Origin of the sequence: Mucilaginibacter myungsuensis (assembly GCF_015222005.1) — a bacterium.
GTDB lineage: Bacteria > Bacteroidota > Bacteroidia > Sphingobacteriales > Sphingobacteriaceae > Mucilaginibacter > Mucilaginibacter myungsuensis.
Genome location: NZ_JADFFL010000002.1, coordinates 359,588 through 386,246 on the forward strand (window position 1 = coordinate 359,588; position 26,659 = coordinate 386,246).

The window sequence follows — 26,659 nt, forward strand, 5'->3', positions numbered from 1 at the left end:
CAAGTTAAGCAATTTTGCTTTCGGAGACCTACATCACCATCTTACCGGTATCCTTCATGGGCATTTTATGCTTACCGCCCATCTTCATCATCGCCGGGCTAATCCTCAGGTAAACCTGTACGGCCATTGGGGCTGTCCCGTAAAGTGAGCGCACTTCATTTGGCGAAAAATTGGCCGTGGCTTGCAGGCCGGCCCGCAGGTCGGTCTTTTTAAAACTGCCGAGTATGCGGCTTGCACCCAGCGTGAGCGCGTTGATGTTGAGCGTGGGGTTGGTCGGTAAGGTGGTCAGCAGATCTAATTCGTTCGCATCTTTGCTTACCAGTTCATAACGGCCGTAAATGGCGGTCTTTGATAACTGTAGCGTGCTCTCTAATAAGGCCGAAGGACGGGTCTTCCCATGGGCGTTATTCTGCCCGTACACAAAGGTGCTGGCGATGAAACTGTCGTCGCTTAACATTTTAGTGTAGATGGCCGATGCTGTTGTTCTGGTGACGTTATCATGCGGGTCCAATTCTTCCGGACTGTGCAGCCAGCCGTTAGACACCTGTAAGGCCCACTCTTTTGATGGATTGTAAGACAAGCGCACCGAGTAAGAATCGAACTTAGGTTCATCAAAGTCGTATCGTTTTTCATTTGGCTCGCGGCCGGTAAATACCGAACCTTCTATCTTCACATCCTTATACCGGAAACCCAAAGTGGTTGTCCCGAAAGTAATATGTGTAGCATCGGCATAATGGTGCGATAGCGGTGCATCAGGGTTGCTCAAGGCTGATAAACGGTGCATGAACACCGGCGGACCAAGCGCAGGTTCTCCGGGATATCCGAAGGAAATATAAGCATCTGCATCTTTAGCGATGTGTTGCGCGTAACTAACAGTCAGGGCAGAGAACAGATCGTGCGGGTGTTGCTTATCCACCAGTTTGCTGCCTTTGTAAGCCTCGCCGCTTTGATATAGTAATGGATAACCGCCATTGCCAACGGTGAACGGATCTAAGGATAACATGGCATGCACGGCGAACAGCCCGTTCTTGCCGATGTTGCGCTGGGTCATCCCCATTAACATATTTGGCGCATCAAAACGATAAGCCCCGCGGCTGCCGGAGTTAAATACATCCTGACGGTTATAGCGGGCATAAACGCTGCCGTGCAACATGCTCATCCACTTTTTACCGTGGAACATGTAAGCATACATCGGGCTTGCGTCGGGCTGCCATGATGTACCGGAACCGTCGCGGTTCATGGGCAGATCTTTGGAGTAGCTGCTGCTCATAGGTGCGCCATGTGCCGAATGATCCATGGTTTTTGGCGTGGTGTCTTTCTTCATTTCCATGCCGCCCATATTGTGCATGGAGTGGTCCATCGGTTTGTTTTGGGCGAATACGCCCGTGGCCGATAGCAGGATGATATATATGATGATCTGTTTTTTCATAGTGTGGTAGTTTAAAACACGTTGAATAAATTGTATTCCAACCGCACCAAAAACATGTTTTGGGTATTGCGGGTCATGTTGCCATAGATCGGTGTTCGGTACGACGCATCTGCACGGAATACACTGTTAAATATGAATTGCACGGCGGGAGCTGCATCAAGATAGCTTTGCCCATAGCCGGGATTGGTTTTGCCTAAAAGTTCCAGATACAAGTTGACATTTACCTGGTCGTAATCGGTATAAGTTTTCGGCAGCAGCAGGTATCCGGCAGAAAGCGAATATGCTAAAGCATCCCGGGAGTTTGCTACAGGCATTACGTAGCTACCACGATTATCGAACCCCCGGATATAACTTGCCGACCCGGATATTGCCAACTTATGTATCAATTGAGTAATGATCACGCCGCCTTGCATCCCCGAGTTATCACCCTCTAAGCTGATCTCCTGATTAATAAAAGGGTTGCTGATGCTCGCCGCCTTGGCGAACACCGCTCCACGCAGATGACGCTGCACGGTATCTACAGAAAAGAAGCGGTACTTGGCATAAACGCTCCCACCCTCAAAGTGGCGGCCGGGAGTGTTAAAGTTGGATGCATAACCGGCCAAATGCAGCATCAGATCTTTGTTAGCGCCATACATCATCTCGATGGTGCCACGGTCGCGCAGTTTGCCGTTGGCGCTGAAGGCCTGCCCTTCTGCACGGAGCGCTAATGAACGGGCGGGCATATTGCTGGCCGGTTCGGTGTTCACGTACAACTCCTGTGCCCACAGGGACTGGGCCGATGCTATCAGCATCAGCGCCATTAATGATCGCTTTATCATCAAAATAAAGCTTAAATAGTTACGCGGTAAACTTTGCCGCTTTTAACATCGGCGGTTTGCGCGGCGTATTTTTTGTAGACCGATACGGGCGCGAAACCTTTATCAACCACAGTGACCGGCATCGGGCCGTTCGGAGCTTTTTCGGCACCGTCCACTATCAAAAAAGTATCGCCGGCATAGCTGAAGCTATTGCCGTTCAGTTTTTGGTTAGCGAAGTTAAAAGTAGCTTTAAGGTTGTTTACAAAGAAACCCGCGCCCTGCACTTTTTTGCTGATCATCTCCAGGTTAACGGGAGCGCCGCCCTTAAATGTGAGGGTGAAAACGTTGCGGTTAAGGTCGGGCTTAATGTCGCCGATAAAGTCTAATGTACGCAAGGCTTTCTCGGTCGCTTTGCTGCACATGGAGCAGGTTAGGCCGCTTACTTGTACTTCGGCTTTGGTAAATTGGGCTTTGGCTGTAGCCGAGGTAAGGGCTAACAGCAGTATGGTTGCTTTAAGAAATTTCATAATGTCGTCGGGATAATTAAAATTGTACAGATGGGCATACGGCAAAACCATAGCCAACAGTTTGGACAGGAATAATTAGCGACGGATCAAATACGGTAAGTGCAGTTCTTGATATAAACGGGGACGGCGCAGAGGGCATCGGGCGGGCCGCGTTTAGGTTGGGCAGGCTGGTCGAATGTTTTTAACGGCGCAATGAAGTTCTGGTATAAGAACTTAGGCAAGTCAAAAACTACGGGGTCAGCATTTTTGGAGCTTTCTGCCGAGGCTTTATGCGCGTCCTTTACTTTTACTTCCACGCTCTTATCGTGGCAGCATTTCATTTTTACAGGACCGCATTTTTTAGACGGGGCATTGATCTTGACCGATGCCAGCATTTTGCCGCAATAGTGCAAATTAAGCGCAAAGCCGGTCGATGTACCAAAGTACAGCAACAAAATGGCCAATACACTTATTCTCTTGATCATATTACAGGCAAAGTTAGGGTGATAACGATCCCCCTCCAAATAAATTATAGCTAACTGTATAAATAATTGATGGTTAGGCCCTTTTGGCTTGTTTTAAATAGATCCGGTGCCAATCTACATACCCCCAGGCGGCCACGATGGTATAAATAAAGAACATGAACGCGAAGGCAAGCACGCCCTTAGTCCCATAAATGCCAACATAAACAATGTCGACAAAAACCCAGATCAGCCAGTTCTCCAAAACCTTACGAGCCATTAATACCTGGGCTGCCAGGCTCACTACCGTGCAAAAACTATCCAGATAAGGATATGCCGGCGGGTTATACTTTAATGCTGCGGAGAATTTGATAAGCGTGAAACCCAATATTGGGCTGATCATAACAACGGCTACTATCGACCAAATGATCTGTTTTCGGCTGATCCTGACAATCGGGCGTTTATCGTCACCCTTCCGCTTTGTCCAGATCACCCAGCCGTAAACGTTAATGACCGTTAAATAGCAATATTGCAGCATATCGGCATAGAAGCCTGTTTTGGCCATTACATAAACAGAGATGACCGTGCTGATGATGGCGATGGGCCAGTTCCAGATATTGTTAATGGCTGCCAGATAAACGCACGCCGAGCCCGTGATCACCGCTACGATCTCGGGCCAGGTGAGGGCCAGCCACCATTGTTGTAAGGCTTCTGTCAGTTGATGCATTATTATCCCGAAGATAACACATCCGTATGGCTTATCAGCCTAATTTATCTTGATACGGAGCCCGAACTTTACAGGCATAAAAAAACCGCCTGCAGGTATCATGCAGGCGGTTTCACTAACTATTAACTGATCTTATAAAGAACGAAATACGCTTCTATTCCATAAGACGCAGAACTAATCAAATAGTTACAGTTTTTTAAAAGTTTTTTATATCGCCCTGATAACCGTGAGGTTAGCCATGGTCGGTTGTGGCACTCCGCCACGTTTTTCTAACGTTACGGCGAAGGCCTGTGGCTTATCTACCGACTTCATTACCTTCATAAATTCTTTCGGGTCCGCTTCTGCATCAAACACACCCAGATCTACCGGTTTGCCATCAACAATAGCCCAAAGTTGGTATTGGTGTTCGGCATCGTTTGCAGGAAGATTCAATCCATCCAGATCAATGATCACCTTTTTGTGGTTCGGGCTCCAGGCTACAGACATTGCAGCATCAGGCGTTTTGCCCTGCCCTTGCAGATTGAATACGCGGTAAGACGTATCGCGGAACACTTTTAACTGCTCCTCTTTCATGCTCACCGTGTTGCTGTATTGCTGGCTTTGCGCACTAAGGGCCAGCATGCGGGTATTGGTTTCCTCTAATCTGTTATACAAATTATACAGTACTACCGTGCTTGCTATCAGTAAAGCCAAGCAGGCCGCGAAGGCGTATTTGTAAAAATTATTTTGAGGCGGGGTCATCGTTACCACTTTCGCTTCCTCTGCAACCGATCGGTGAGAAGGGGCAAAAGTATTGTCATCGGCAAAGTTGGTCAATAAGCCGTTCAGTATGCGGTCGCGCAGGTCCTCGTTAGGTTCCATGGCGTGCTCGGCAGCGAATAATTCTATAGAGCGCTCTATCTCTCTCAGCTCGGCTTTCACAGTTGGGTGCTGTTCGGCCATTGCCTCCACCTCTAACTTTTCGTCATGGCTGATGTCTCCCAGAACGTAAAGTTCAAGTATCCCCGTCTCTATATATGCCTTTGCGTCTTTCACTTTAGTTAAAATGCTTTCTCAGTTCTTGTATAGCCATTCGTAAACGAGTTTTTACCGTACCCAGAGGGATGCCAAGCTCTTCGGCAACCTCTACGTGCGTATAACCTTTAAAATAAACTAATTCAAGGATCGATCGCTGCTCGGGTCGTAGCGTTTTGACCAGATCTTTAACACCCAATAACTCGGGCTTATAAACCGTACTATTTTGCTCGTCGATTAAATTTACGGTGTTTTCGATGTCTTGGTTTTTATTTTGATTACGAAAATCTTTAGACCTTACTTTATCGATAGAGAGATTGCGGGCGATGTTGACCATCCAGGTGAACAGACGGCCTTTTTCGGGACTGTAGCCTGAAAAAGACTGCCATATTTTTACAAAAGTTTCCTGCAGGATGTCTTCGGCAAGAGAGGTTTCATTAACTATACGGAAAATTACGCCGTATAGCGATGCGGAATACATATCGTACAAAGCTTCGGCCGCGATCTTTTCACGGTTGCGCAAAGCCTGCACCAATTCTTCTTCCGATAAGGATATTTTCCGCTTCTTGCTCAAGTGGGTTTAACTATAGTTAGTGGTGTAATTTAGCAAGAAATATCAAAAATCAAACAAATGTTTTTCGGCGTGGTAAGATGATCGCACCAGCGGACCACTTTCTACATATTTAAAGCCCATCTTCAGGCCTGCTTCTTTGTAGAACGCGAACTGATCCGGGTGTATCCAATCTATCACCGGGTGGTGCATTTTGGTGGGTTGCAGGTACTGGCCCAAGGTAAGGATATGAACGCCAGCATTAAGCAGATCTTGCATCGCCTCTAAAACGTCCTCTTCTTTTTCGCCCAGACCAAGCATAATGCCCGATTTGGTACGCAAGCCGGCAGCCGATATACGGCTCAATGCCTCTAAGCTGCGATCGTATTTTGCCTGGATACGTACCTCGCGGGTAAGGCGGCGTACGGTCTCCAGGTTGTGAGATACAACCTCAGGGCGTACGGCGATGACACGGTCCAGGTTAGCCCAAATGCCACGGAAATCGGGCAGTAGGGTCTCTAAAGTAGTTTCTGGGCTTTCGCGACGAATAGCGTTGATGGTCTCGGCCCAAATAATGGAGCCGCCATCTTTAAGATCGTCACGATCTACCGAGGTAATTACGCAGTGTTTTACCTGCATTAGTTTTACCGATAATGCTACACGCTCCGGTTCTTCCATATCTACAGCCAGCGGGCGCCCGGTAGCCACCGCACAGAACGAGCATGAACGGGTACAAATGTTACCCAAGATCATGAAAGTAGCTGTACCTGCGCCCCAGCACTCGCCCATGTTGGGGCAATTGCCGCTCTCGCAAATGGTGTGTAGTTTATGGGTATCAACCAAACTGCGTACATGCGCATATTCTTTCCCGATGGGAAGTTTTACCCGAAGCCAATCAGGCTTGCGTTGGGTTTGGCTTACTGGTATTACCGGAAGTTCGATCATTGTCTGCAAATTTAGCTAAAATACTTTACAAGCGTATGCAGCAGCAAAAGCTGACTTTGGGATGAGGTTGGCGGGAAAGTTCATAGTTAACGGATCATGGTTCATAGTGAAAGTAGGTTTAGCTTGGATGTATCCAACATATTGTGTCCCGGCTATGATCTATCAGCCATAAACTATGAACCATTAGACTACTTGGTCACCCCTTCTTCGATATTGCTAAGTACATTCCTTATCTTATCGTCGAGCATATCTATAGCCTGCTCCATAAATTGAAGATAGGATAAAGGTGCAACGTAGTTCTCTTCTTTGATGAGATTCATTAAACCCATAATTGTAGTTAGGGGGCCGCGGTATTCATGAGCCTGGATATGCGCGATCTTTAGTAGCGACCGGTTCTGCTCTAATATTTTTTGTTCTTTAATTTTCCGTTCGGTGGCATCACGTACCAGGTACGATACGCCAATGATCTCGCCATCGTCGTTATAAGCCGGATCAAAATAAGCTTCCCACCAAACTATCCCGGCATCGCCGTAATCGGTAGATCCCTCTTCTATCACTTTTGCCCCATCCAGCGCCTGGTGGAAACGGTCCAAAAAGGTACTTACGAAAGATGGTGCGATGTATTGCAGCAACAGATCGCCGCGTTTCATTTTAGCCTTATGTATCTTCTTTACAAATCTGTAGGCCGTTTTATTATAATCTATCACCTCGCCACCCCGGCCTAACAGCACATGCAAATTTGCCGAACTTTCAAAGAATGAACGTAAGCGGATAGAGGCTTCTTTAATGATCTCTTTTTGTTTTTCAACCTCCTGCTCGCTGCGGGCCAGTTCGGCCAGCCGTACCGATAGCTCCATGGCTTTGGTCACCTGGTTGGCCAGCGTTTTCAACAAAAGCTCTTGCGTGGCATCTAAAGCATGCGGTTCTACATCCAGTATGCAAAGGCTGCCCAATGCCAAACCATTACTGGTAATAAGTGGTGCCCCTGCATAAAAGCGGATCACCTGCCCGTTCACCACTAAGGGCGAATCTTTAAAGCGGTCGTCGGTAAGGGTATCGGGAACGATCATCAGCCCGGCCTGGCGGATGGTGTAGCTGCAAAAGTATTGGTCGCAGGTTAGGGTATCCATATCTAAGCCTTTGCGGGCTTTAAAATGTAGGGTTTCGGCATCAAGCAATGTCACCAATACTACCGGCACTTTACAAAAAACCGAGGCTAATTCAAGCACCTGTTGCAGTTCGGCATCGTTCTGCAGGTCAATATCAATATAGCGCGAAACTTCCTTTAGCCGGGGGTCCGTCATGGCGTGTCAACGTGTTTAAGCAAACACATATACGTTGTATATACGTGTTGCGGTTTGCTTATAGTATGTTTTTCTTAAAAATGCTGTTTGTAAGATAGCGTTTATCTTTTGCGATAACAACTTAATTTTCAACAGGCATCTCGCGCAATTGTTGCGGGGTAAGCTTAATGAAACCGGCAGGGGCTGTAAATATACCCGCAGGGACGGTTTCTAATTTAACCTCTTTTAGTTTGGTGGTGGTGATCATACCGTTCTGGTTCAGGCTAAATTCCACCGGGGTGCCCAACTCGGGGTTGAACACCATGCTGATAAAATTGGCAGGCACTTTAAGGTCATGCGTGAACCAGGCGCTGGTGGTATCGCCCGTGACTTTATCTTTTACAATGTATTGATCGGCTTTGTAACCCGCAACGGTTTTAGTAGCAGTGCCTTTAGTGAATTCGAAGCCCGAAAGATCAGGCAGTTCCATCTTTTGCTCCTCTTTACCAAATTGCACCTGAAAACGCTTTAATGGACCCGACTTGAACAGGCCGACCAAATAGTCGGTCGGATGATAGGTGATCATCGTTGTCGATTCTTCCTCGCTGCCTTGTATGGTAACGGCCGAGTCGCCTTTAAAATGCAGGATAGCGCTTTTTGGTAGAAAGGCTGCAAAGCTTTTCAGGCTGTCGGGTAATTGATAGTCAAGTTCGTAAGTAAGTGTTCCTTCGGTTTGCTTGTTACCGCAAGCGGTAGTTAAAGCTAAAGTAGCGGCAAGTAAGGTAATGATCAAACTGTTTTTCATGGTGGTGCAAAAGTAAGGTTTTTATACTGATGCCGGATAGTACTATCCGTTGATAGGTATAGTGAACCAAAATTTGCTGCCTTCGCCCCACTCGCTCTCAACGCCGATCTTGCCGCCGTGGCGGGTAATGATCTCCGAGCAGATGTACAACCCCAATCCTAAACCGGAGAACTGGTGACCCAGCGCATCTACCCGGTAATACCTATCAAACAAGTGCGGTAATTTTTCCGGATTGATACCTATACCGTAATCTTTCACCGATACGGTGGCAAATTCGTCATCGTGACTAATATGCAGATCTATCTGCTTAGAGCGCGGCGCGTATTTCACGGCGTTGTTCACCAGATTGACCAAAACCTGATCTATGCGACGGTAATCGGCATAGATCATCAGTTCTTTATCACCGGTAATATTTATCTCCAGGTTGCCATCCATGCGGACGTGTTCGCTACAATCGCTCACCAACTCGGGCAGGTTGAACATAGTCTTGTTTAAAGCCAACTGGCCTTGTTGTATGCGGGTAACGTTCAAAAGATCATCCAACAAGCTCACCAATTTTTGCAGACTGCCGTTGGCCTTATCTACAAAGAATGGGATTTTAACAGATGCCGGGTCGGTCTTCACCAATTTCTGCAATAACTGCATCGACGCGTTCAGCGTAGTGATCGGCGTCTTCAACTCGTGGCTAGCCACGCTTATGAATTCGTCTTTACGTTGCTGCATTTGGTAATCGTCGGTGACGTCCTGCAAAATGCCGCTCAGGCGGTAGGCTTCGCCATCTTCACCGAAGACCGCCTTGCCACTTGCTTTAACCACCCGCTGCTCGCCATCTTTTTTGCTGATGATAGTATAGACCGCCGAATAATTGCCGTCCGATCCCTTTTTCATGGCATCAGCTATTGCTTTGGCAACCTGTTCCCGGTCGGGTTCTATAATAGCTTCTAAGGCATCGGTCAGCGCGATCTCATCTGCCGGATCCAACCCGAACCAGATTTTTAGCCTGTCGTTACCAACAAATTTTTGGGTTTTGGGGTCAAGATCCCAGGTGGCCAGTTCGGCGGCCTCAATGGCTAATTCCAGATCGCGTTTAGCTGATTTAAGGGTGTTATATGATGATATCTTATCGGTGGTCTCGCTGCAGGTCACTAAAACACCTGCGGTCTCGCCGTCGTCTCCCCGTGCTTTGCTGTAGCTAAAGGTCCAGTAAACATCCTCTAATTTATTATTGCGATAGATGGGCAATAGCTGATCCTCGTTCCAACTGGCTTCGCCGCCAATCATCACATTGTCAATTATCGGTTTAATGAAAGGCCATATCTCGGGCCAGCAATCTACTGCGCGCTGACCTAAGGCCGTAGGGTGTTTGCCGTTATTGCCTAAGCTTGGCCGATAGGCATCGTTGTAGAACTGGATAAGATCCGGCCCCCAAAATAAGAACATGGGGAATTTAGAATTCAGTATCAAACTGACCGTAGTAAGCAAACTGCGCGGCCACTCTTCGGGCGGGCCTAATGATGTTGCCTGCCAGTTATATTCGCGGGTCAGCCGGCCCATTTCTCCACCACCTTCTAAATATCTAAGGGCAACGGAACGCGGGTTATCAGATAGCGACATAATAAAGTGGCAGATGTTTGTTTAACGGGACTAAGCTATACAATTTACAGATCTATTTTAACGCATAGCAACCGAAAATAGTTTTACGGCGGTGCGAACAAATATCGGGCTTTAGCAGATGTGTAAAACAAAAACGAGGGTATCATACAGAAGCTTAGCCCTGCAGATACCCCCGTTGAATATAAAGTTGAGGTTATTCGCTGCGTAAACTATCCGCCGGTCGGGATAAAGCCACTTTAATGGTTTGTAAAATGATGATGCCACCCGTAAGCAAGCTAAGGCCGGCAACAGCCAGTAAGAACGGACCGGGCGATAGTGTTATTTTTTTAGCATAGTCGGCAAGCCAATTGTGCATTAGCGCCCAGGCGATGGGGCAAGCTAACACTCCGGCAATGGCAACCACCGTTAAAATATCTTTTAAGAACAAGCTACTTATGCCCATGGCCGATGAGCCTAATACTTTACGGATACCGATCTCTTTTGTACGTTTCTGTACACTTTGCGATACCAGGCCGATGACACCCAACAGCACAATGATCACCGCTAACACAGTTGCGGTGTAGGCCGCTTTTTGCAGGCGCAATTCCTCGCGGTACATTTTGGCCAGGGCATCATCAATAAATTGATATTCGAACGGGGTGCCAGGCATTTCCCAATCCCACAGCTTTTGTACCGAGGCTATGCGTTGCTGCAGGTTGCCCGTGCGCAGTTTGATGGTGAAGTAACGGTAGAGGTTAACATAGCGCTGGTTTACAAATATGATAGATGGGGTAACGGCCTGCATCGATCCAAATTGATGGTCGGCCGTTACTCCGCATATGGTCAGTACCGATTGATATTCGGTAACGCGGATCTGTTGGCCTACGGCTTTTTTAGGGTCGGACCAGCCCAGTGCTTTGGCTTGGCTTTGGTTGATCACTACCCTTAATTCGTCGCCTTGTTTGTAAGTCGCATTTAAGAAAGTGCCAGCTACAAGCTTGATGCCATAAGTTGACGCGTAATGGCCGTCGCAAACAATAGGGTCTACTGCTATAGCTTTGGTAGAATCTGCGCCGTGTTTAAATACGTTGACAGAGCCATACACGCGCCCGTCGGATATGGAATAAGACAAGGTAAGGTCGCTGATATCAGGACTCTGTATCAACCTGTCACGAATAGCTTCCATTTTCATAACACCTTCGCCAGACCAATAACGGGGGGGCTTGGCATAGATCAGCAGGTCTTTATTATATCCCAGATCTTTACCAAAGAATAGGCTTATCTGCTGCGAGATGACCAAAGCGCTGCTTAACACCACCAGCGCTGTGCCGAATTGGAATGCCACTAACGACTTACGGACAAATACCTTTTCGTTAACGGTAGCTAATTTGCCTTTAAGCGCATCTACCGATCGCAGCGCGGTAAGCACAAGCGCAGGGTAGATACCGGCCAGTAGGCCCACCAGTATGGCAAAGGAAAAAGGTATCAGATAAATGTACCAAGGATACGAAAAAAAGCCTACCATCTCGCTGTTGAGCATATTGCTGAAGAACGGGCGCGCAATAAGATAAAATATCAGGGCCACCACCGTCGAAATTAAAACCAGCACGACAGACTCGGCTAAAAATTGCCTGATCAGCTGACCGCGCATGCCGCCCAAGACTTTGCGGATGCCCATTTCTTTTAACCGGTTGGATGAACGGCTTACACACATGTTTACATAATTGATCACCGCCATCAGTAAAATAAACAGGCCAACGTAGGATAGTGTGTAAAGCATGCGCTTAGTGCCATTCAAGTAATAACTTTTTAAGGGGATAAGATATGGCCGCGCGGTGGCTGCAATTTGCGGATCAGAATTCTTTTTGATCAGCTTTTGCATAGGTATATCAAAAAACTTAGGGTCAACGCCGGGTTTGAGTTCTATATAACTGGCTATGTTGGGGTTATTCCAACCGTTGGTGGTACGCTCCATAAATTGGGTTGCACCGGTAGACATGAAAATATCGCCCCTGCCATCGACGAACATATCGGTCACCGAGTTTTTAGGTAGGTTATCTAACACCCCTCCCACAGTGAACGGATGGGTCTGACCGTTGAAGTTAGCAATAGTCAGGGTTTGGCCGACAACATCGGTAGTGCCAAAGTATTTTAGCGCAACCTTTGGCGTTATCACAACATTGAAGGGATCTTTAAACGCGGCACTCGCGTTACCGTGCATTAGCTTAAACCCGAACATGCTTAGTAATGTAGTATCGCCGATCTGCAAATTTTCGGTAAAGTGTTTATCGCCCCTGCTTACGATCGTGCCAATACCATCCCAGCGATAATAGTTGACCACTTGTTCCGGAAAGTTCTCTTTCAGCGCACGTGGTAACTCGCCTATAGTAATATCTAAAGTATATTGGTTATCGGCATTACGCAGGTTGCGGTTCACTTGTACTTCGGCCCATATGTAGCCTGCTACCAACAACGTAAAAGCAATGCCCACAGATAAGCCGAGGATATTAACTATAGAATAGAACCTGTTCTTTAAGATATTGCGCCAGGCCAGTTTTAGGTAGTTTTTTAACATAGTGATGGTTTTGTTAGGCGATATTAGTCAACATTAAGCTGATGGGCAACGGGATTAACATAGTTTAACAAATACGGGCGCCCTAAAAACACAAAAGCACGCCTGTCATCAAGCGTGCTTTGTGTTTTATCTTAGCCCATCACTTTAGGGGAGGGCAGGGTGGGGCTTTTTAGAACGGCAGATCGTCGTCGTCAGGTGCCGAGCTGATATCAACCGGTGGAGCGTACTCCGGAGTGCTGGCCGCGCCTGCACCGCTTAATACGTTCAGTTTCCATAATTGTAAAGTGTTAAAGTAAACCACTTTACCCATTTTGTCGGTCCATTTACGGCCTTTCAGGTTAAAGAAAACCTCAACGTCGTCGCCAACTTTCACAGTATCCATTAAGGCAGTGCGATCTTGGATAGCCTCGAACTTCAAGTATTCAGGATACTGTGGGTTCTCTATGTATTCAATGATCAATTCTCTTTTCTTTAACGAGTCGGTAACTTGTTGAGTAGCCGATACTTCATATACTTTGCCTTTTATCTCCATTGTGCTTATAATTAAAAATGTAAAGTTAGCAGATGTATCGTAAAAAACACCAGTTTAATATGCGTAATTTTGCCAGCTGATTATGCAAGTTTTCCACACCGAAAGTAAAATAGTAATAACCTGTAACAAAAGGCTTTCGCCATATCTCGAAAAAGAAGTGGTGGAGTTAGGTTATAAACCCACCCGCGTTTTCCAGACCGGCGTTGAGTTACAAGGCACTATTAATGATACCATCCCGCTTAACCTGAATTTGCGCACGGCGAGCCAGGTGTTGTACCTTTTAAAGAGCTTCCACGCGGCCAACCCTAAAGAACTCTACGAACAGTTGGTAGAGATACCCTGGGAAGATCTGATCGATTTTACCGGCTACTTTTCGGTAACCAGTAATGTGAATAACGAGCACATCCTGACCCCGCTTTTTGCTAACGTGAAAGTGAAGGATGCGATAGTTGACCGTATTAAAGATAAAAAAGGTATCCGCCCAAATTCCGGTCCGGAACTGAACAAGACCGTTGTGCACTTATACTGGCAAGAAGATAAGGCCGACATTTTTATTGATACCAGCGGCGAAACTTTAGCTAAACACAGCTACCGTAAGATCCCGGGCAAAGCGCCTATGTTAGAGGCTTTAGCAGCATCAACCATTATGGCTACCAAATGGGATATGGCAAGTCCGTTCATTAACCCGATGTGTGGATCCGGCACGTTGGCTATCGAGGCCGCTTTATTGGCGACCGATAAACGCCCGGGCCTGTTCCGTATGAATTATGGTTTTATGCACGTGATGGGTTATGACGAGCAGGTGTTTTTTGTGGAGCGCCGTAAACTGAAGGACCGCGCTAAAAAAGAGACCGGTTTTAAGATCATCGCTACCGATATTTCTGAAGACGCCGTAAGCATCGCCCGCAAAAATGCCAATACCGCCGGTGTAGAACATTTGATAGATTTTGCCGTTTGTGATTTTGCCGAAACCGAAGTGCCTGAGCAACCGGGAGTGGTAATGTTCAACCCCGAATATGGCGAGCGTTTAGGTGTGCATACCAAGCTGGAGATCACCTACAAACGCATTGGTGATTACATGAAGCAGCAATGCAAAGGTTATAGTGGTTATATATTTACGGGCAATGCCGACCTGGCAAAAAAGATCGGTCTGCGCCCTGCACGAAGGATAGAGTTTTACAACGGTAAGCTGGATTGCCGCCTTTTTGAGTACGACCTGTACGATGGCAGCAAACGCGAGCCTAAGCAAGAAGAATAAAAAAATGAAAAGGTTAGTATTATTATTGGTGGCCATAATGGCCATCAGCAGTGCCAAAGCCCAACAAGAAATGGATTTCCCTTTTCAGGGAGGTCAGCGCGTTATGGCCGACTATTTTACCAATACCGTTAACGCTACCGAACTAATGAAGCAACGCGGGGCTTATGGTTTGGTGATCATGAAGTTTACCGCCGATAATAAAGGCAGCATCATTAAAATGGTAGTTTATTACGCCGACGATGCCAGCTTGCCCGAACCGGTGATTGCCGCCATGAAAGGTACTAACGGTAAATGGATCATCCCGGCTAAAGAGAAGTCTTACGATTTTATCATCCCGTTCTCGATCAATTTAGACGGACCTATAGAGGCTTCGGCCAAGCCGATGTTCGACTTTTATAACAGCCGTCAACCTATCACAACCAAGGATCAGGTGCCGCTGAATACGGTGTCCTTATTGCCTACCGTGCAGATCAAATATATCTATCATCCGCCGCTAAAGCGTAAGACCGAAAAAGTAACGCCGTTTGTTGATACCGTAGTGGCAAAACCCCTGGCTAAAAAGCCTGCCGCAACAACCGATAAAAAGCCGACAAGCACCAAGCCAGCCGCCACCAAACCGGTTAAAAAAGATGGCGTATAGCTAAAAAGAATAAAAATGTGACGTTGGTCACATTTTTATTTTCTGCGATAATCGATTGATTTTTAATGCCTTGTAATCTCTCATCTTTGATGTACTATCGTTTCAAGAAAAAAAATAAATTTTTCAAGATCCGATCACTCTGTTTTTGCGTAAGTGTTTTTCGTTAAACTTTGTTATGAACGATATGCTCGCAAATAAGATCCGGTCTGTGGCGGTAAACATCCGCAAGGTGCGTGAATCTAAAGATTACACACAAGATTATTTAGCTGTTAAATTGAACATCTCGCAAAACGCCTATAGCAAGATCGAATTAGGTTACACCAAGATCACTGTTGAGCGTTTGTTCCAGATCGCACAGATCTTAGAAGTGAACCCGGTAGACCTGCTGATGTTTGGCGAAGACAAAGCCGTGCATTTAGTAAGTGCAACGTAAAGCTTATTGATCATTAGTATATATTTGCCGCAAAGCGGTGAATATGATGGACGACACGAACTTTATTGAACAAACCTGTGCGTTTGTACAGCAAAAACTAAAGGATGCCGAAGGCGGCCACGACTGGTGGCATATACACCGCGTTTGGACAAATGCCAAAAAGATAGCTGCTAATGAAAATGCCGACCTGCTTGTTGTAGAGTTGGCTGCTCTGTTGCACGATATTGCCGACAGCAAGTTCCATAACGGCGACGAAGAGATAGGCCCCAAGACAGCGGCCGTTTATTTAGAAAGTATTGGTGTAGATGATGCTACGGTTAACCATGTGGAGCAGATCATCAAGCATATGTCCTTCAAATCCGGTTTCGACGGGCATAAATTTTACTCTATCGAGATGGGCATCGTTCAGGATGCCGACCGCCTGGATGCCATTGGAGCCATCGGTATAGCCCGCTGTTTCACTTACGGGGGCTTTAAAAACCGCGAGATCTACAACCCCGAGATCCCGGTGAACCTGAACATGACCAAGGAGGAATACAAGAACTCTACCGCACCCACCATCAATCATTTTTACGAGAAACTTCTATTGCTGAAGGATAAAATGAATACCAACGCCGGCAAGCAATTGGCCCAGCAACGGCACGATTTTATGCTGACCTATTTGGGGCAATTTTATTTTGAGTGCGGAGGGTAATGAGAGCGGATCGGCGCTCCAAAATTACTCTTAGGAGTTCTCCTTGAACCGCTCCTCCATCAGCCTGTTCGGCTTCAGGTACAGATAGTCGTTCTTAAAGTCGAAGATGAGGTGAAAGCGTTTTAACAGATCGTTACCCAGGTAGTTCATTTCGATATCTAATGGGTTTTTAGTACCCATCACTAATGTAGGCACATTGGCGAACGTCGAGCCGGCCAATACAAACGAATGGGCAGACACCATTTTGCTTTCATATTTAACACCCCGAGGGTCGCTCACGCTGGTGGTGCGGATCAGCTTTAAACTATCGGTCGGGAAGCCTGTGCGTTTGGCCCAGCCGCCATCTAAAAATACGGCCTGGTCCGATCCGGTATCCATCAAAAAGTTGCCTTTATATTTTTTTCCATTGATCACAAACTCACCGGAGATGTAGGGGTACGACCGCGCGAAACCCATTTTTACTTTGGTGTATCCTTTTACATTCTTTGGCGGCCGTGCACTGATGATCATTAGGCCGGTATCGTAATTCAAATTCAGGGTTTTGCCTTCAAATAAATTCCAGCCCAGGCGGCCGTCCATGCCATGCGCGGTCAATCCTGTCGCAAGCAGGGGCGGGTTATTCCTGGTGATGGTGCCGGTTGTTAAAGTGACAGCCTTGTTTAACCGGTTGTAGTTAGGCGTAGTTTTATCAGCCAGCAGATGGGTCTTATTCAGGATGGCATCCTTGGTGAGGTGAAAATCGAAAGAGCTGGCATCAAAATGCAGGTTGATGGTGTCCTTGCCGTCGATGATACCCTTAACGGCAATGGCATTATTGGCCATCAGTGTAAAGGGGATGGTATCCGCCTTGGTCAAGCTTACCTGCTCCCGCTCCGGGATAGCACTAATTACTCGCGTAAAGCAGGAATCTTTTCCGTTCAACAGGATTACAAAATCGGTTTTGCTACCGGGCTTTACTTTAATGCGGATGGAATCTATATTGGTATAAAAAGTTACCCATTTAGTTTGACGGGTTCGTTCGGCGGTGTAAACATCCGATCGTGCTCCCGGCGATAAGGTCCAGGCTTCTTTATCCAAATATCCGCCATCGTTAATAGCTACCGACTTTGACGTAGCGCGGATCACTGACAGTTTGGTTTGGGCAAAAGCAGTTGCGCCAATGAGCGTTGATATCGATAGTAAAAAGTACTTCATGTCGATGGAAAAAGTAATTCGTGAAATTGGATAAATTCGGGAATGTCCGTGCTTATAAATTTAATTGATCTTCCCTGCCGCCGCGTCCGGGTTCTCTTTCAGATAAGTGCGGTACAGTTCAAAAAAGGTAGGCGCATCCAACAGCTCGATACTTGGATCGAGTTTCTTTACCTCCTCTACCACTTTCACATACCAACCCGGACTTTTCAAGATGTTACGGAACCAGTGGAAAGGCACCTTACGATGTTTCACCCGGTCCACAACATTGCGGGCCGCCTCGGCAGGGTCGCCCTGGTTAATATCGGCATCGGCACGGATCACCGGCATGTTACCATGCAGCAAGGTCAATGGTGTTTTTTGCGGGACGATGCCGTTGGGACTAAATTGCGCGTAAGTGTCCAAGCCCTTTTGGTTCAGTCCCGGTCCGGCACCGTCAATAATAAACCCGGTGATGGATAAACCCCATTGTTTGTAATAAGGTTTGTTGTGTTCAGCCCAGGCGTCCAAACCATCGGGCAGGCCCGATATCGGTCGCGGGGCTTGCAGCATGCCCGGCATCAAGTAACCGGCACCGTTATCCGCAGCGGCAAAATAGTCTTTAGGCGATGCACTTAAGCGGCGGTACTCAATGGCCATAGGTACACGCTCAGCCAATACGGGGCTAATGCACCACATCATAGGTACTTTGCCACGTTCGGGATCATCCCAAAGGGTTGGCGTGGTTTGCATTACCCATGATGCGGCGTCGTAATCGCCTACGTAAAAAATCATAAAGTTGCGCCCTTTAAAATCAACCTTGCCGTCGGCGGCCAGGTAGCCGCGCTTTTGCAGGTCGGTTTTGGTCACCCAATCTTGCTTGTATTCTTTTTTAAGCGGATAATGCTGCCAAAAAGATGAGTTGGCCTGCGCGCCATAGCCAATAGCGTCGGCATCTTTAAATGCATTGTAGGCACTAATGATCTTGGCGTATTGCCATTCGGTCTCCACATCCTCGTGCTTGCCTTTAGCGTGTTTGGTGTACTTATAAGCCCATGGCGGGAAGCCGCCCAGGTAGGCATAGTCCTTTCCTTTGTTTTGGTTGTAGGCGGTCAATAATAATTCTTTTAGCGTATTCAGATCCGTGCCCGGCTTTTGGGTCGGATCATCAGTAGCGGCCTCGTCACTCCACGGACTCAAGTCGAAAAAGAACCCTTTGCGGCTCACAAAAAAATCGTGATTGGTGAGGGTATGGTGGTTGCGGTTGGTGATGGTAGGCCCCTGCATCCATTGCTGATCGATGTAGTAAGCGCCGTATTTGGTATTACATCTACCGGGCTTCATGTACTTCTCTAAAAACCACAGATAAGCGTCATTCTTGGCCGATCCGCTGGATCGGCGTTCTGTCCCCGGAATATTGCCCGTTCCGGTGAACATGGATGAACCATCATTTTTGATCAGATTTACAATTACAGGCACTTTCGGCCCGCCGGTAATAATGCGCGAGTATAAACTATTGGGCGAGGTATCATAACGCACGGCGATCAGTTCATCTATCCCGGCAATGGACGAGGCTACGTTACTGGTGGCCGGCACCTGCGGATCATAAATCACCGCGCCTTTTATTTTGCCGTGATAGGCTTTGATAACGTCTACCACATCTTTGTAAACGACCGTATCGTACTTGTTTAACCAGCCGCCCTTAACGCGGTACTTGTTCCACCAGTAGCGGTCCAAGTCAGCATAGCCATTCTTTACCAAAAACACATATAGGTTGGGCGATTTGCGGTTAACGATGCCCTGTAGAGTGGCCATGGTATGCACATCATCCCAGGCGGTTTTTACACCGTCGGTAGTTTTGGGGTCGGTCTTTAGGGTATATTCCAGATCGATCACACCTATCTTTCCGCGCTGGGCGTAGGTAGTGCAGGCGATCAGTAAGCATAGCGTGGTAAGATATTTTCTCATATAACAGGTGAATGCGGAGATATCTAAGGTAGGGAAAATTGTAGAGCAGGCATGGCGAAGCGTCAAAACAATTAAAACCTGCTGATGTTAACACAGATCTGCGAATGGCTTAACACCCGCAAATTTTTTCTATTTTTAACCCCCGATATTATCTATCATAAAAACTGAACACCGCCCGTGATACAAATAGGACAAAGCGCGCTTTCTCTCGACGATCTATCCGCTATTATATTTAACAAACAACAGGTTGCCATTGATCCGGCGGCTTTGGATAAGGTAAATGCCAATTTCGATTTCCTTAAACAGTTCTCGTCCAACAAGCTGATATACGGTATCAATACCGGTTTTGGGCCGATGGCGCAATATAAGGTAAGCGAAGAGAACCTGTTGCAACTGCAGTATAACCTCATTCGCAGCCACTCATCGGGCAGCGGTAATATGATGGACGCGCTATTGGTGAAAGCCTTGATGATCGCCCGTTTGAACAGCTTTATGCAAGCGCACTCTGGTGTGCATAGCGATGTAATAGAACTATTGCGGCAGCTGATCAATAATGATATAGCGCCTTGCATATTTGAGCACGGCGGCGTAGGCGCCAGCGGCGACTTGGTGCAATTGGCCCACTTAGGCCTGGTACTGATCGGCGAGGGTGAGGTGATCTACAAGGGTGAACTGCACCCAACGATGGATATCTTCAATAAGTTCGGTATTAAGCCGCTGAGCATCCATATCCGCGAGGGTTTAGCTATTATCAACGGTACTTCGGCTATGACGGGTATCGGCATGGTGAACATCATCCGTGCACGTAAACTGTTGAGCTGGTCTGTCATGTTATCGGCCATGATCAACGAGGTAGTGCAGGCTTTTGATGATCATTACTCTTACGAGCTGAACATCGTTAAACACCACAAAGGGCAGAACAAGATAGCCGAAATGATGCGCGGCGTACTAAAGGACAGCAAAATGATCCGCGACCGTTCGGAGCACCTTTACAATCCCGACAATCTGGATCAGGAAGTGTTTGAGGATAAGGTGCAAGAATATTACTCGTTACGTTGTGTAACGCAGGTTTTGGGCCCGATCATGGATACCATCAACTACGCGCAGGAAGTGGTGGTGAACGAGATAAACTCGGTTAATGATAACCCGGTAATCGACCATGTGAACGAGAATATCTTCCATGGTGGTAACTTCCATGGCGATTACGTGTCGCTGGAAATGGATAAGTTGAAGATAGCGATCACTAAATTATCGATGCTATCTGAGCGTCAACTGAATTACATGCTGAACAGTAAGCTGAACGGTAAGTTCCCGCCATTTGTGAATTTGGGTGTGCTTGGCTTCAATTTCGGCGTACAGGGGATGCAGTTCACCGCGGTATCTACTGTGGCCGAGAACCAAACCTTGTCGTTCCCGATGTATGTGCATAGCATCCCTAACAATAACGATAACCAAGATATTGTGAGCATGGGTACCAACGCGGCGCTGATCGCTAAAAAAGTGATCGATAATTCGTTCGAGGTGTTGGCTATCCAAATGGTGACCATCCTGCAAGCCATCGATTATTTAGGTTGCCAGGAGAAACTGTCATCAGCATCGCACAAGGTTTACGAGACCTTTAGGGCCATCTTCCCTAAATTTGTGGAGGACGCGCCAAGATATAAGCAAACAAAAGCCGTAAAAGACCATTTAGAGAACGCGGACCTTGTGATCCCTTTCTAAATTGATAGCTTAATGATGGCAAATGCTCCGGATATCATCCCCGATGTTTATGTGGTGGCCGACAATATCCTGTCGCCCATTGGGAGCACTACGGTCGAGAATTTAGCATCATTACAAACCGGCGTTTCGGGAGTTAAGGCTCAAAGTCGACCCGCTATTTCGAACGAAAGTTTTGTTGCCTCGCTGTTCGATGACGAGCAGATTAAGGTCATCGACAAAAGTTATACAAGATTTGAAAGTCTATTAGTTTCATCTATAACAGATGCGTTAAGTGGTTTAGGCGAAAATTTCCTAAACGAAAAGACGGGTCTAATTATATCATCCACCAAAGGCAATATCGATCTGCTGGAGACCGAGGCGCATAACGACGAACTGAATCAACGCATTGCTCTGCATACTTCAGCACAGATCGTTGCCGATTGTTTTAGAATCAAAGCTAAACCGGTGGTACTATCCAATGCCTGCATTTCGGGCGTGATGGCTATCCTTACAGGTTTAAGAATGATCAGATCGGGACAATATGATCAGGTGATCGTTACCGGGGCGGATGTCATTTCTAAATTTGTGTACTCGGGCTTCAAGTCATTCCAGGCATTAAGTGCCGAGGTTTGCAAACCATTCGATAAAGACCGCGCCGGCCTGAATTTGGGTGAAGGCGCCGCTACCGTCATCCTGTCAAAAAATAAACTGAGTGATAGCGATGTGAAAGTGAGCAGCGGAGCGATCAGTAACGATGCTAATCACATCTCTGGTCCGTCACGTACAGGGCATGAGTTGGGTTTTGCTATTAAGAAAGCATTGCTGGATGCGGGTATTGCATCTAACGATATCGGCTACATTTCCGCCCATGGCACGGCTACTAATTATAATGACGAGATGGAAGCCAACGCGATCAACTTCGCGGGTTTGCAACGCGTACCGCTGAATAGTTTAAAACCTTATTATGGTCACACACTTGGTGCGGCGGGATTGATCGAGTCGATCATTGCCATACACGCCATTAAGACCGGACAAATATTCTCAAGCCTTGGTTATACAGAAAGTGGCGTGACCCAAACAGTAAATGTGGTGACTGAATTGACGAATACAAATATTACGCATGCGCTCAAAACCGCATCGGGTTTTGGGGGTTGTAATGCAGCAATGGTTTTTAGCAAGTAATATGTCGGCACCTAAATATATTACCAGCGCTTGCATCATCAGCAATGATACCGTCACCCTAAATGGGGAACAGTCTTTTGCGGGCGATAACAGTGGGGTGGATAGTTTTTTGCTGTCGGTCTATCAGCATTTTCAGCTCAGCTACCCAAAGTTTCATAAGATGGACAGGTTAAGCAAACTGGGCTGGTTGGCTGCCGAATTGCTGTTACAAAATTTTGACAGCGCCTATTATCAACCCGAGCAGGTGGGCACGGTGCTGGCCAATGCCAACTCCAGTCTGGATATGGATCTGAAGTATTACGATAGCATCAGCGATGTGCCAAGTCCCTCGCTGTTCGTTTACACGCTGCCCAATATCGTAGCCGGCGAGATCTGTATCCGTCATCATTTTAAAGGAGAAAATGCTTTTTTTGTACAACCAAAGTTTGATGCGGAATTTATCCAGGGGCAGGTTGACCAATTATTGGATCAGAACATCCTGCAAGCCTGTATTTGCGGCTGGGTAGATGTTTTGGGACAGGCCTACGAGGCTAAGTTGTATTTAGTAGAGAAAATTAAAAAGGATAATGCCGTGGAGTTTGCGGCAGATCAAATGAAATAAATAAAAGTTTGTCATCCTGAGGAACGAAGGACCTTCTTCAATATGCTTTTCGAATAAGCAGGTTCGCTAAGCGGTGTGGTGAAGGTCCTTCGTTCCTCAGGATAACAATTGGTTTAATATGAGCGCACCGGTTTACATAGCAGGTTTAGGAGTAATATCAGCAATTGGTAACAATGTGGCCGACCACCTCGTCGCGTTCAAAAATGAACAGGCAGGTATGGGCGATATCACCCTTTTTGATAGCATCCATAAAGGTAATTTGCCCGTTGCTGAGGTGAAGTTGAGTAACACTGAACTTCGCGACCTTACCGGCATGCCGCCTGAGACCAGCAGGACAACCTTGTTGAGTTTAGTAGCTGCAAAAGAGGCCATTGCCGATGCGGCGATCCCCGACCTGAAGAACTTGCGAACCGGTTTTGTATCGGCCAACACCGTTGGTGGCATGGACCGCAGCGAAGATTTTTTTATAGACTTTTTAGCTGATAACAATAAGGGTAAACTAAAGAACGTGTACGACCACGAGTGTGGTAGCATTACCGAAGCCGTTGCCGTTGAGCTTGGTCTCACAGACCTGATGACCACCATCAGCACAGCCTGTTCATCATCGGCTAATGCTATATTTTACGGTGCGAGGCTGATCCGGAATGGACTGGCTGACGTGATCGTTGCCGGCGGCGCCGATTCGCTGACCAAGTTTACGCTCAATGGGTTTAATACGCTGATGATCCTGGACAAGGAATTTTGCAAACCCTTTGACCAGAACCGTGAAGGATTGAATTTAGGGGAGGGTGCGGGTTACGTTGTGCTGGTTTCAGACGCAGTAGTGGCGACTTTGAATAAAGAACCATACTGCCTGCTTAGCGGCTATCAAAACAGTAACGACGCTTACCATCAAACGGCATCATCGCCGGACGGTACAGGATCTTACATGGCGATGCAGGGCGCGTTGAAAAGAGCCGGTCTTCAAACATCGGACATAGACTACATCAACGTACACGGTACTGGTACGCCTAATAATGATGGCGCTGAGGGGACAGCCATCAAACGCTTGTTCGGGCCGGAGTATCCGCCGTTGAGTTCTACCAAATCCTTTACCGGGCATACGCTTGGTGGTAGCGGTGGCGTAGAAGCGGTGTTTAGCGCGCTGGCTATCAAAAATAAGATCATTTGTCCTAATCTCCGTTTCCAAACACAGATGGAAGACCTGCCTTTTGCGCCGGTCACCAAATATCTGGAGGGGCAGCAAGTGAACCACGTCATGTCCAATTCGTTCGGTTTTGGCGGTAATTGTACATCATTAATTTTCTCTAAGATATAATGAAGGCTTACATTCGTTCCGCTTCTGCCATATCGGCCCAACATACTTTTGGTGACCAGCCTTTCCTGACCAACATCGTTGAGTACACAGGCAATTGGTTAAAACCTATCGAGCCTGACTATAAAGCCTACATCGATCCTAAACTGATCCGCCGGATGAGCCACGTCATCAAGATGGGATTGGCTACCGCTTTGGATTGTTTACAACAAGCTAAACTGGATCAACCAGACGCGATCATCACCGGAACCGCGATGGGCATTATGGAGGATACGGTCTCTTTCCTGACCCGCATTGTGGAGATGCAGGAAGAGATGCTGTCGCCAACGGCATTTATCCAGTCTACGCACAATACCGTGGCGGCACAGATCGCTCTATCGCTTAAATGCCATAACTATAACAATACGTTTGTGCATAAAGGCGTGTCTTTCGAAAACGCTGTGTTGGACGCTTTGATGCTTATTAACGAGGGTGAGGCGAGAGATGTTTTAGTTGGCGGTATTGATGAAATGGTGGATGTCAGCTATAAAGTACTTACCCGTTTGGGGCTGTACAAGCGTAAGGAAATATCGAATCTGTATCTGTTCAAAGAAAAGTCTAAAGGGACCATCGGCAGCGAAGGCGCAAGCTTTTTTGTATTGAGCGATAAGCCTGGCGATGTACTTGCCGAACTGACCGCATTAAAAACATTCTTTGATCAGGATACAACTTTAGACCCGGCACCTGCTATCACTAAGTTTTTAGCAGAGAATGGTCTTACCATTGACGATATTGATCTGGTGATCACCGGCAAAAATGGCGACATTAACAATGATGCGCCTTATGATAAACTAAAAGTTGGTCTATTCCAAAATACCGAATGTGTCAACTATAAACACCTGAGTGGTGAGTATCCCACCTCATCGGGTTTTGCCCTTTGGGTGGCGGCAAATATCATCGGCAAACAAATAGTGCCTACTGTTTTATTAGAGGACCAACGCAAAATACCCGCACCTAAAAAAGTGCTGATCTATAACCGATACCAAAACAGGTATCATTCCCTGATGCTGGTATCGGCCTGCTGATCAAATAGCGACCTGCTGTGAATTACAGTAGATCGAACCCGATATCTTTTCGGAAAACCTTACCATCGTAATAGATACGGCTGGCATCGGCGGTAGCTTGTTGCAATGCATCGAACATGTTATCCTGCAAGGTGGTCACCATTAATACACGGCCACCGGCGGTAATTACGTCCTCGCCCTGTAAAGCGGTCCCCGCCTGGAAAACCTGAGATCCGCGCACGTTATCCATACCGGTGATCACGTCGCCTTTCATATAATCGCCGGGATAACCGCCAGCTACGCATACTACGGTAACGGCAGTTTTTGGCGATATCACTAATTCTTTCTCGTGCAGGTTGCCTTCGGCTACGCCTTGTAATAGATCCACAAAATCGCTTTCGATGCGCATCATTACGCTCTCGGTCTCGGGGTCACCCATACGGGCGTTGTACTCGATGGTGTATGGATCACCGCCATCATTCATCAGGCCGATAAAGATGAAACCTTTGTATGGGATGCCCTCTTTTTTTAGACCTTCCACAGTAGGGATAACGATGCGGTCCTCAACCTTTTTCAGGAAATCGGCATCAGCAAATGGCACCGGAGAGACCGAGCCCATACCGCCGGTATTCAAACCTGTATCGCCTTCGCCTATGCGTTTGTAATCCTTGGCTTCGGGTAATATTTTATAGTGTTCGCCGTCGGTCATCACAAACACCGAAAGCTCAATACCCTTTAAAAATTGCTCTATCACTACCTTGCTGCTGGCATCGCCAAATTTGGCTTCGGCAAGCATCTCGTTCAGTTCGTATTTGGCTTCGTTTAAGGTGGTGCAGATCAGTACACCTTTACCGGCGGCAAGGCCGTCGGCTTTTAATACGATCGGCAGACCCGCTGTTTCCAGGTAGGTCAAGCCATCCTGCAAAGTATCTTTAGTGAATGTAGCCGAAGCAGCAGTAGGGATATTATGGCGTTGCATAAACTGTTTGCTGTAATCCTTGCTACCTTCTAACTGCGCACCCTCGGCCTGCGGACCGATAACAGGAACGTGCTTAATAGCGTCATCGGCCAAAAAGAAATCATGAACACCTTTTACCAACGGTTCCTCAGGACCTACCAATACCAGATCGATAGCATGGTCGATAACCAATTGTTTGATAGCCGCAAAGTCGGTAACCTTAATGTTTACGGTCGTTCCATATTGGTGTGTACCGGCATTGCCCGGGGCAATAAAAAGCTTATCACATTTTGGGCTTTGGGCTATCTTCCAGGCGAAGGCGCTTTCCCTTCCGCCCGAACCGAGGATCAGGATATTCATAGTGAGGGCAAAGATAGGTTTTTTGGGGGAGACGGGAAGTCGGAAAGACGGGAAGTCCGAAAGACGAATAATAGCAGCTTTTCCTATTTCAACGAATATCTTTCGGACTTTCCGAC

The 26,659-nt window shown here is 47.1% G+C and carries 25 protein-coding genes; 9 read left to right on the top strand and 16 right to left on the bottom strand.

Features of this window, described 5'->3' with window-relative positions; all coding sequences use genetic code 11:
- Positions 1-28: 28 nt before the first annotated feature.
- The 13 genes from IRJ16_RS05415 to IRJ16_RS05475 form a co-directional block, all read right to left on the bottom strand.
- Positions 29-1,429, bottom strand: coding sequence for a hypothetical protein (locus IRJ16_RS05415; protein ID WP_194110509.1), 1,401 nt, complete (start codon positions 1,427-1,429; stop codon positions 29-31).
- Between the two features lie 11 nt (positions 1,430-1,440).
- A complete protein-coding gene (locus IRJ16_RS05420) occupies positions 1,441-2,250 on the bottom strand; it encodes a hypothetical protein (RefSeq protein ID WP_194110510.1) in 810 nt (269 codons plus the stop codon).
- An 11-nt stretch (positions 2,251-2,261) separates the two neighbouring features.
- Complete coding sequence (locus IRJ16_RS05425; RefSeq protein ID WP_194110511.1) at positions 2,262-2,756, bottom strand: heavy-metal-associated domain-containing protein; 495 nt, start codon at positions 2,754-2,756, stop codon at positions 2,262-2,264.
- Positions 2,757-2,842: 86 nt separating this feature from the next.
- Entirely contained in the window at positions 2,843-3,220 is a 378-nt protein-coding gene (locus IRJ16_RS05430) for an HYC_CC_PP family protein (protein WP_194110512.1), read from the bottom strand.
- Between the two features lie 73 nt (positions 3,221-3,293).
- The gene (pnuC, locus tag IRJ16_RS05435) at positions 3,294-3,923 is read right to left on the bottom strand and encodes a nicotinamide riboside transporter PnuC (protein WP_194110513.1); all 630 of its coding nucleotides are present in this window, start codon (positions 3,921-3,923) and stop codon (positions 3,294-3,296) included.
- A 207-nt stretch (positions 3,924-4,130) separates the two neighbouring features.
- A complete protein-coding gene (locus IRJ16_RS05440; RefSeq protein ID WP_194110514.1) occupies positions 4,131-4,958 on the bottom strand; it encodes an anti-sigma factor in 828 nt (275 codons plus the stop codon).
- A 1-nt stretch (position 4,959) separates the two neighbouring features.
- Entirely contained in the window at positions 4,960-5,511 is a 552-nt protein-coding gene (locus tag IRJ16_RS05445) for an RNA polymerase sigma factor (RefSeq protein WP_194110515.1), read from the bottom strand.
- 42 nt (positions 5,512-5,553) lie between these two features.
- Complete coding sequence (gene lipA, locus IRJ16_RS05450; RefSeq protein ID WP_194110516.1) at positions 5,554-6,432, bottom strand: lipoyl synthase; 879 nt, start codon at positions 6,430-6,432, stop codon at positions 5,554-5,556.
- A 188-nt stretch (positions 6,433-6,620) separates the two neighbouring features.
- Positions 6,621-7,736: a GAF domain-containing protein gene (locus IRJ16_RS05455; protein ID WP_194110517.1), complete on the bottom strand. Its 1,116-nt coding sequence runs from the start codon at positions 7,734-7,736 to the stop codon at positions 6,621-6,623.
- A 121-nt stretch (positions 7,737-7,857) separates the two neighbouring features.
- Positions 7,858-8,520 carry a hypothetical protein gene (locus IRJ16_RS05460; protein ID WP_194110518.1) on the bottom strand — a complete coding sequence of 221 codons (663 nt, stop codon included), beginning with the start codon at positions 8,518-8,520 and terminating at the stop codon, positions 7,858-7,860.
- A gap of 42 nt (positions 8,521-8,562) precedes the next feature.
- The gene (locus IRJ16_RS05465) at positions 8,563-10,134 is read right to left on the bottom strand and encodes an ATP-binding protein (RefSeq protein WP_194110519.1); all 1,572 of its coding nucleotides are present in this window, start codon (positions 10,132-10,134) and stop codon (positions 8,563-8,565) included.
- Positions 10,135-10,327: 193 nt separating this feature from the next.
- Complete coding sequence (locus IRJ16_RS05470) at positions 10,328-12,688, bottom strand: ABC transporter permease (protein ID WP_194110520.1); 2,361 nt, start codon at positions 12,686-12,688, stop codon at positions 10,328-10,330.
- A gap of 169 nt (positions 12,689-12,857) precedes the next feature.
- Positions 12,858-13,220, bottom strand: a complete 363-nt coding sequence (locus IRJ16_RS05475; RefSeq protein ID WP_194110521.1) for a DUF3127 domain-containing protein — start codon at positions 13,218-13,220, stop codon at positions 12,858-12,860.
- 82 nt (positions 13,221-13,302) lie between these two features.
- Between IRJ16_RS05475 and IRJ16_RS05480 the strand changes: the two genes are divergently transcribed.
- The 4 genes from IRJ16_RS05480 to IRJ16_RS05495 all read left to right on the top strand — a co-directional run bounded on the left by IRJ16_RS05480 (position 13,303) and on the right by IRJ16_RS05495 (position 16,245).
- A complete protein-coding gene (locus IRJ16_RS05480; protein ID WP_194110522.1) occupies positions 13,303-14,478 on the top strand; it encodes a THUMP domain-containing class I SAM-dependent RNA methyltransferase in 1,176 nt (391 codons plus the stop codon).
- Between the two features lie 4 nt (positions 14,479-14,482).
- Complete coding sequence (locus tag IRJ16_RS05485) at positions 14,483-15,118, top strand: hypothetical protein (protein ID WP_194110523.1); 636 nt, start codon at positions 14,483-14,485, stop codon at positions 15,116-15,118.
- Between the two features lie 175 nt (positions 15,119-15,293).
- Positions 15,294-15,551, top strand: a complete 258-nt coding sequence (locus IRJ16_RS05490; protein WP_194110524.1) for a helix-turn-helix domain-containing protein — start codon at positions 15,294-15,296, stop codon at positions 15,549-15,551.
- A gap of 46 nt (positions 15,552-15,597) precedes the next feature.
- Positions 15,598-16,245: an HD domain-containing protein gene (locus tag IRJ16_RS05495; protein ID WP_394355213.1), complete on the top strand. Its 648-nt coding sequence runs from the start codon at positions 15,598-15,600 to the stop codon at positions 16,243-16,245.
- Between the two features lie 30 nt (positions 16,246-16,275).
- Here the strand turns inward: IRJ16_RS05495 and IRJ16_RS05500 are convergent, their stop codons facing one another.
- Both IRJ16_RS05500 and IRJ16_RS05505 read right to left on the bottom strand, forming a co-directional pair.
- Complete coding sequence (locus IRJ16_RS05500; RefSeq protein WP_194110526.1) at positions 16,276-17,439, bottom strand: aspartyl protease family protein; 1,164 nt, start codon at positions 17,437-17,439, stop codon at positions 16,276-16,278.
- Positions 17,440-17,499: 60 nt separating this feature from the next.
- Positions 17,500-19,383 (bottom strand): GxGYxYP domain-containing protein, encoded by a 1,884-nt coding sequence (locus tag IRJ16_RS05505; protein WP_194110527.1) that lies wholly within the window; start codon positions 19,381-19,383, stop codon positions 17,500-17,502.
- A 177-nt stretch (positions 19,384-19,560) separates the two neighbouring features.
- Here IRJ16_RS05505 and IRJ16_RS05510 point away from each other — a divergent pair, with 177 nt between their 5' ends.
- The 5 genes from IRJ16_RS05510 (at position 19,561) to IRJ16_RS05530 (ending at position 25,246) form a co-directional block, all read left to right on the top strand.
- The gene (locus IRJ16_RS05510) at positions 19,561-21,105 is read left to right on the top strand and encodes an HAL/PAL/TAL family ammonia-lyase (RefSeq protein ID WP_194110528.1); all 1,545 of its coding nucleotides are present in this window, start codon (positions 19,561-19,563) and stop codon (positions 21,103-21,105) included.
- Positions 21,106-21,117: 12 nt separating this feature from the next.
- On the top strand, positions 21,118-22,266 hold the full coding sequence (locus IRJ16_RS05515; protein WP_228079878.1) for a beta-ketoacyl-[acyl-carrier-protein] synthase family protein: 1,149 nt from the start codon (positions 21,118-21,120) through the stop codon (positions 22,264-22,266).
- A gap of 1 nt (position 22,267) precedes the next feature.
- The gene (locus IRJ16_RS05520; RefSeq protein WP_194110529.1) at positions 22,268-22,867 is read left to right on the top strand and encodes a beta-ketoacyl-[acyl-carrier-protein] synthase family protein; all 600 of its coding nucleotides are present in this window, start codon (positions 22,268-22,270) and stop codon (positions 22,865-22,867) included.
- A gap of 118 nt (positions 22,868-22,985) precedes the next feature.
- Positions 22,986-24,185: a beta-ketoacyl-[acyl-carrier-protein] synthase family protein gene (locus IRJ16_RS05525; RefSeq protein WP_194110530.1), complete on the top strand. Its 1,200-nt coding sequence runs from the start codon at positions 22,986-22,988 to the stop codon at positions 24,183-24,185.
- Positions 24,185-25,246, top strand: a complete 1,062-nt coding sequence (locus tag IRJ16_RS05530) for a beta-ketoacyl synthase chain length factor (RefSeq protein WP_194110531.1) — start codon at positions 24,185-24,187, stop codon at positions 25,244-25,246. The genes IRJ16_RS05525 and IRJ16_RS05530 overlap by 1 nt, the downstream gene beginning before the upstream one ends.
- A gap of 22 nt (positions 25,247-25,268) precedes the next feature.
- On the opposite strand, the gene purD is transcribed toward IRJ16_RS05530, so the two are convergent.
- Complete coding sequence (purD, locus tag IRJ16_RS05535) at positions 25,269-26,543, bottom strand: phosphoribosylamine--glycine ligase (protein ID WP_194110532.1); 1,275 nt, start codon at positions 26,541-26,543, stop codon at positions 25,269-25,271.
- Positions 26,544-26,659: the final 116 nt, after the last annotated feature.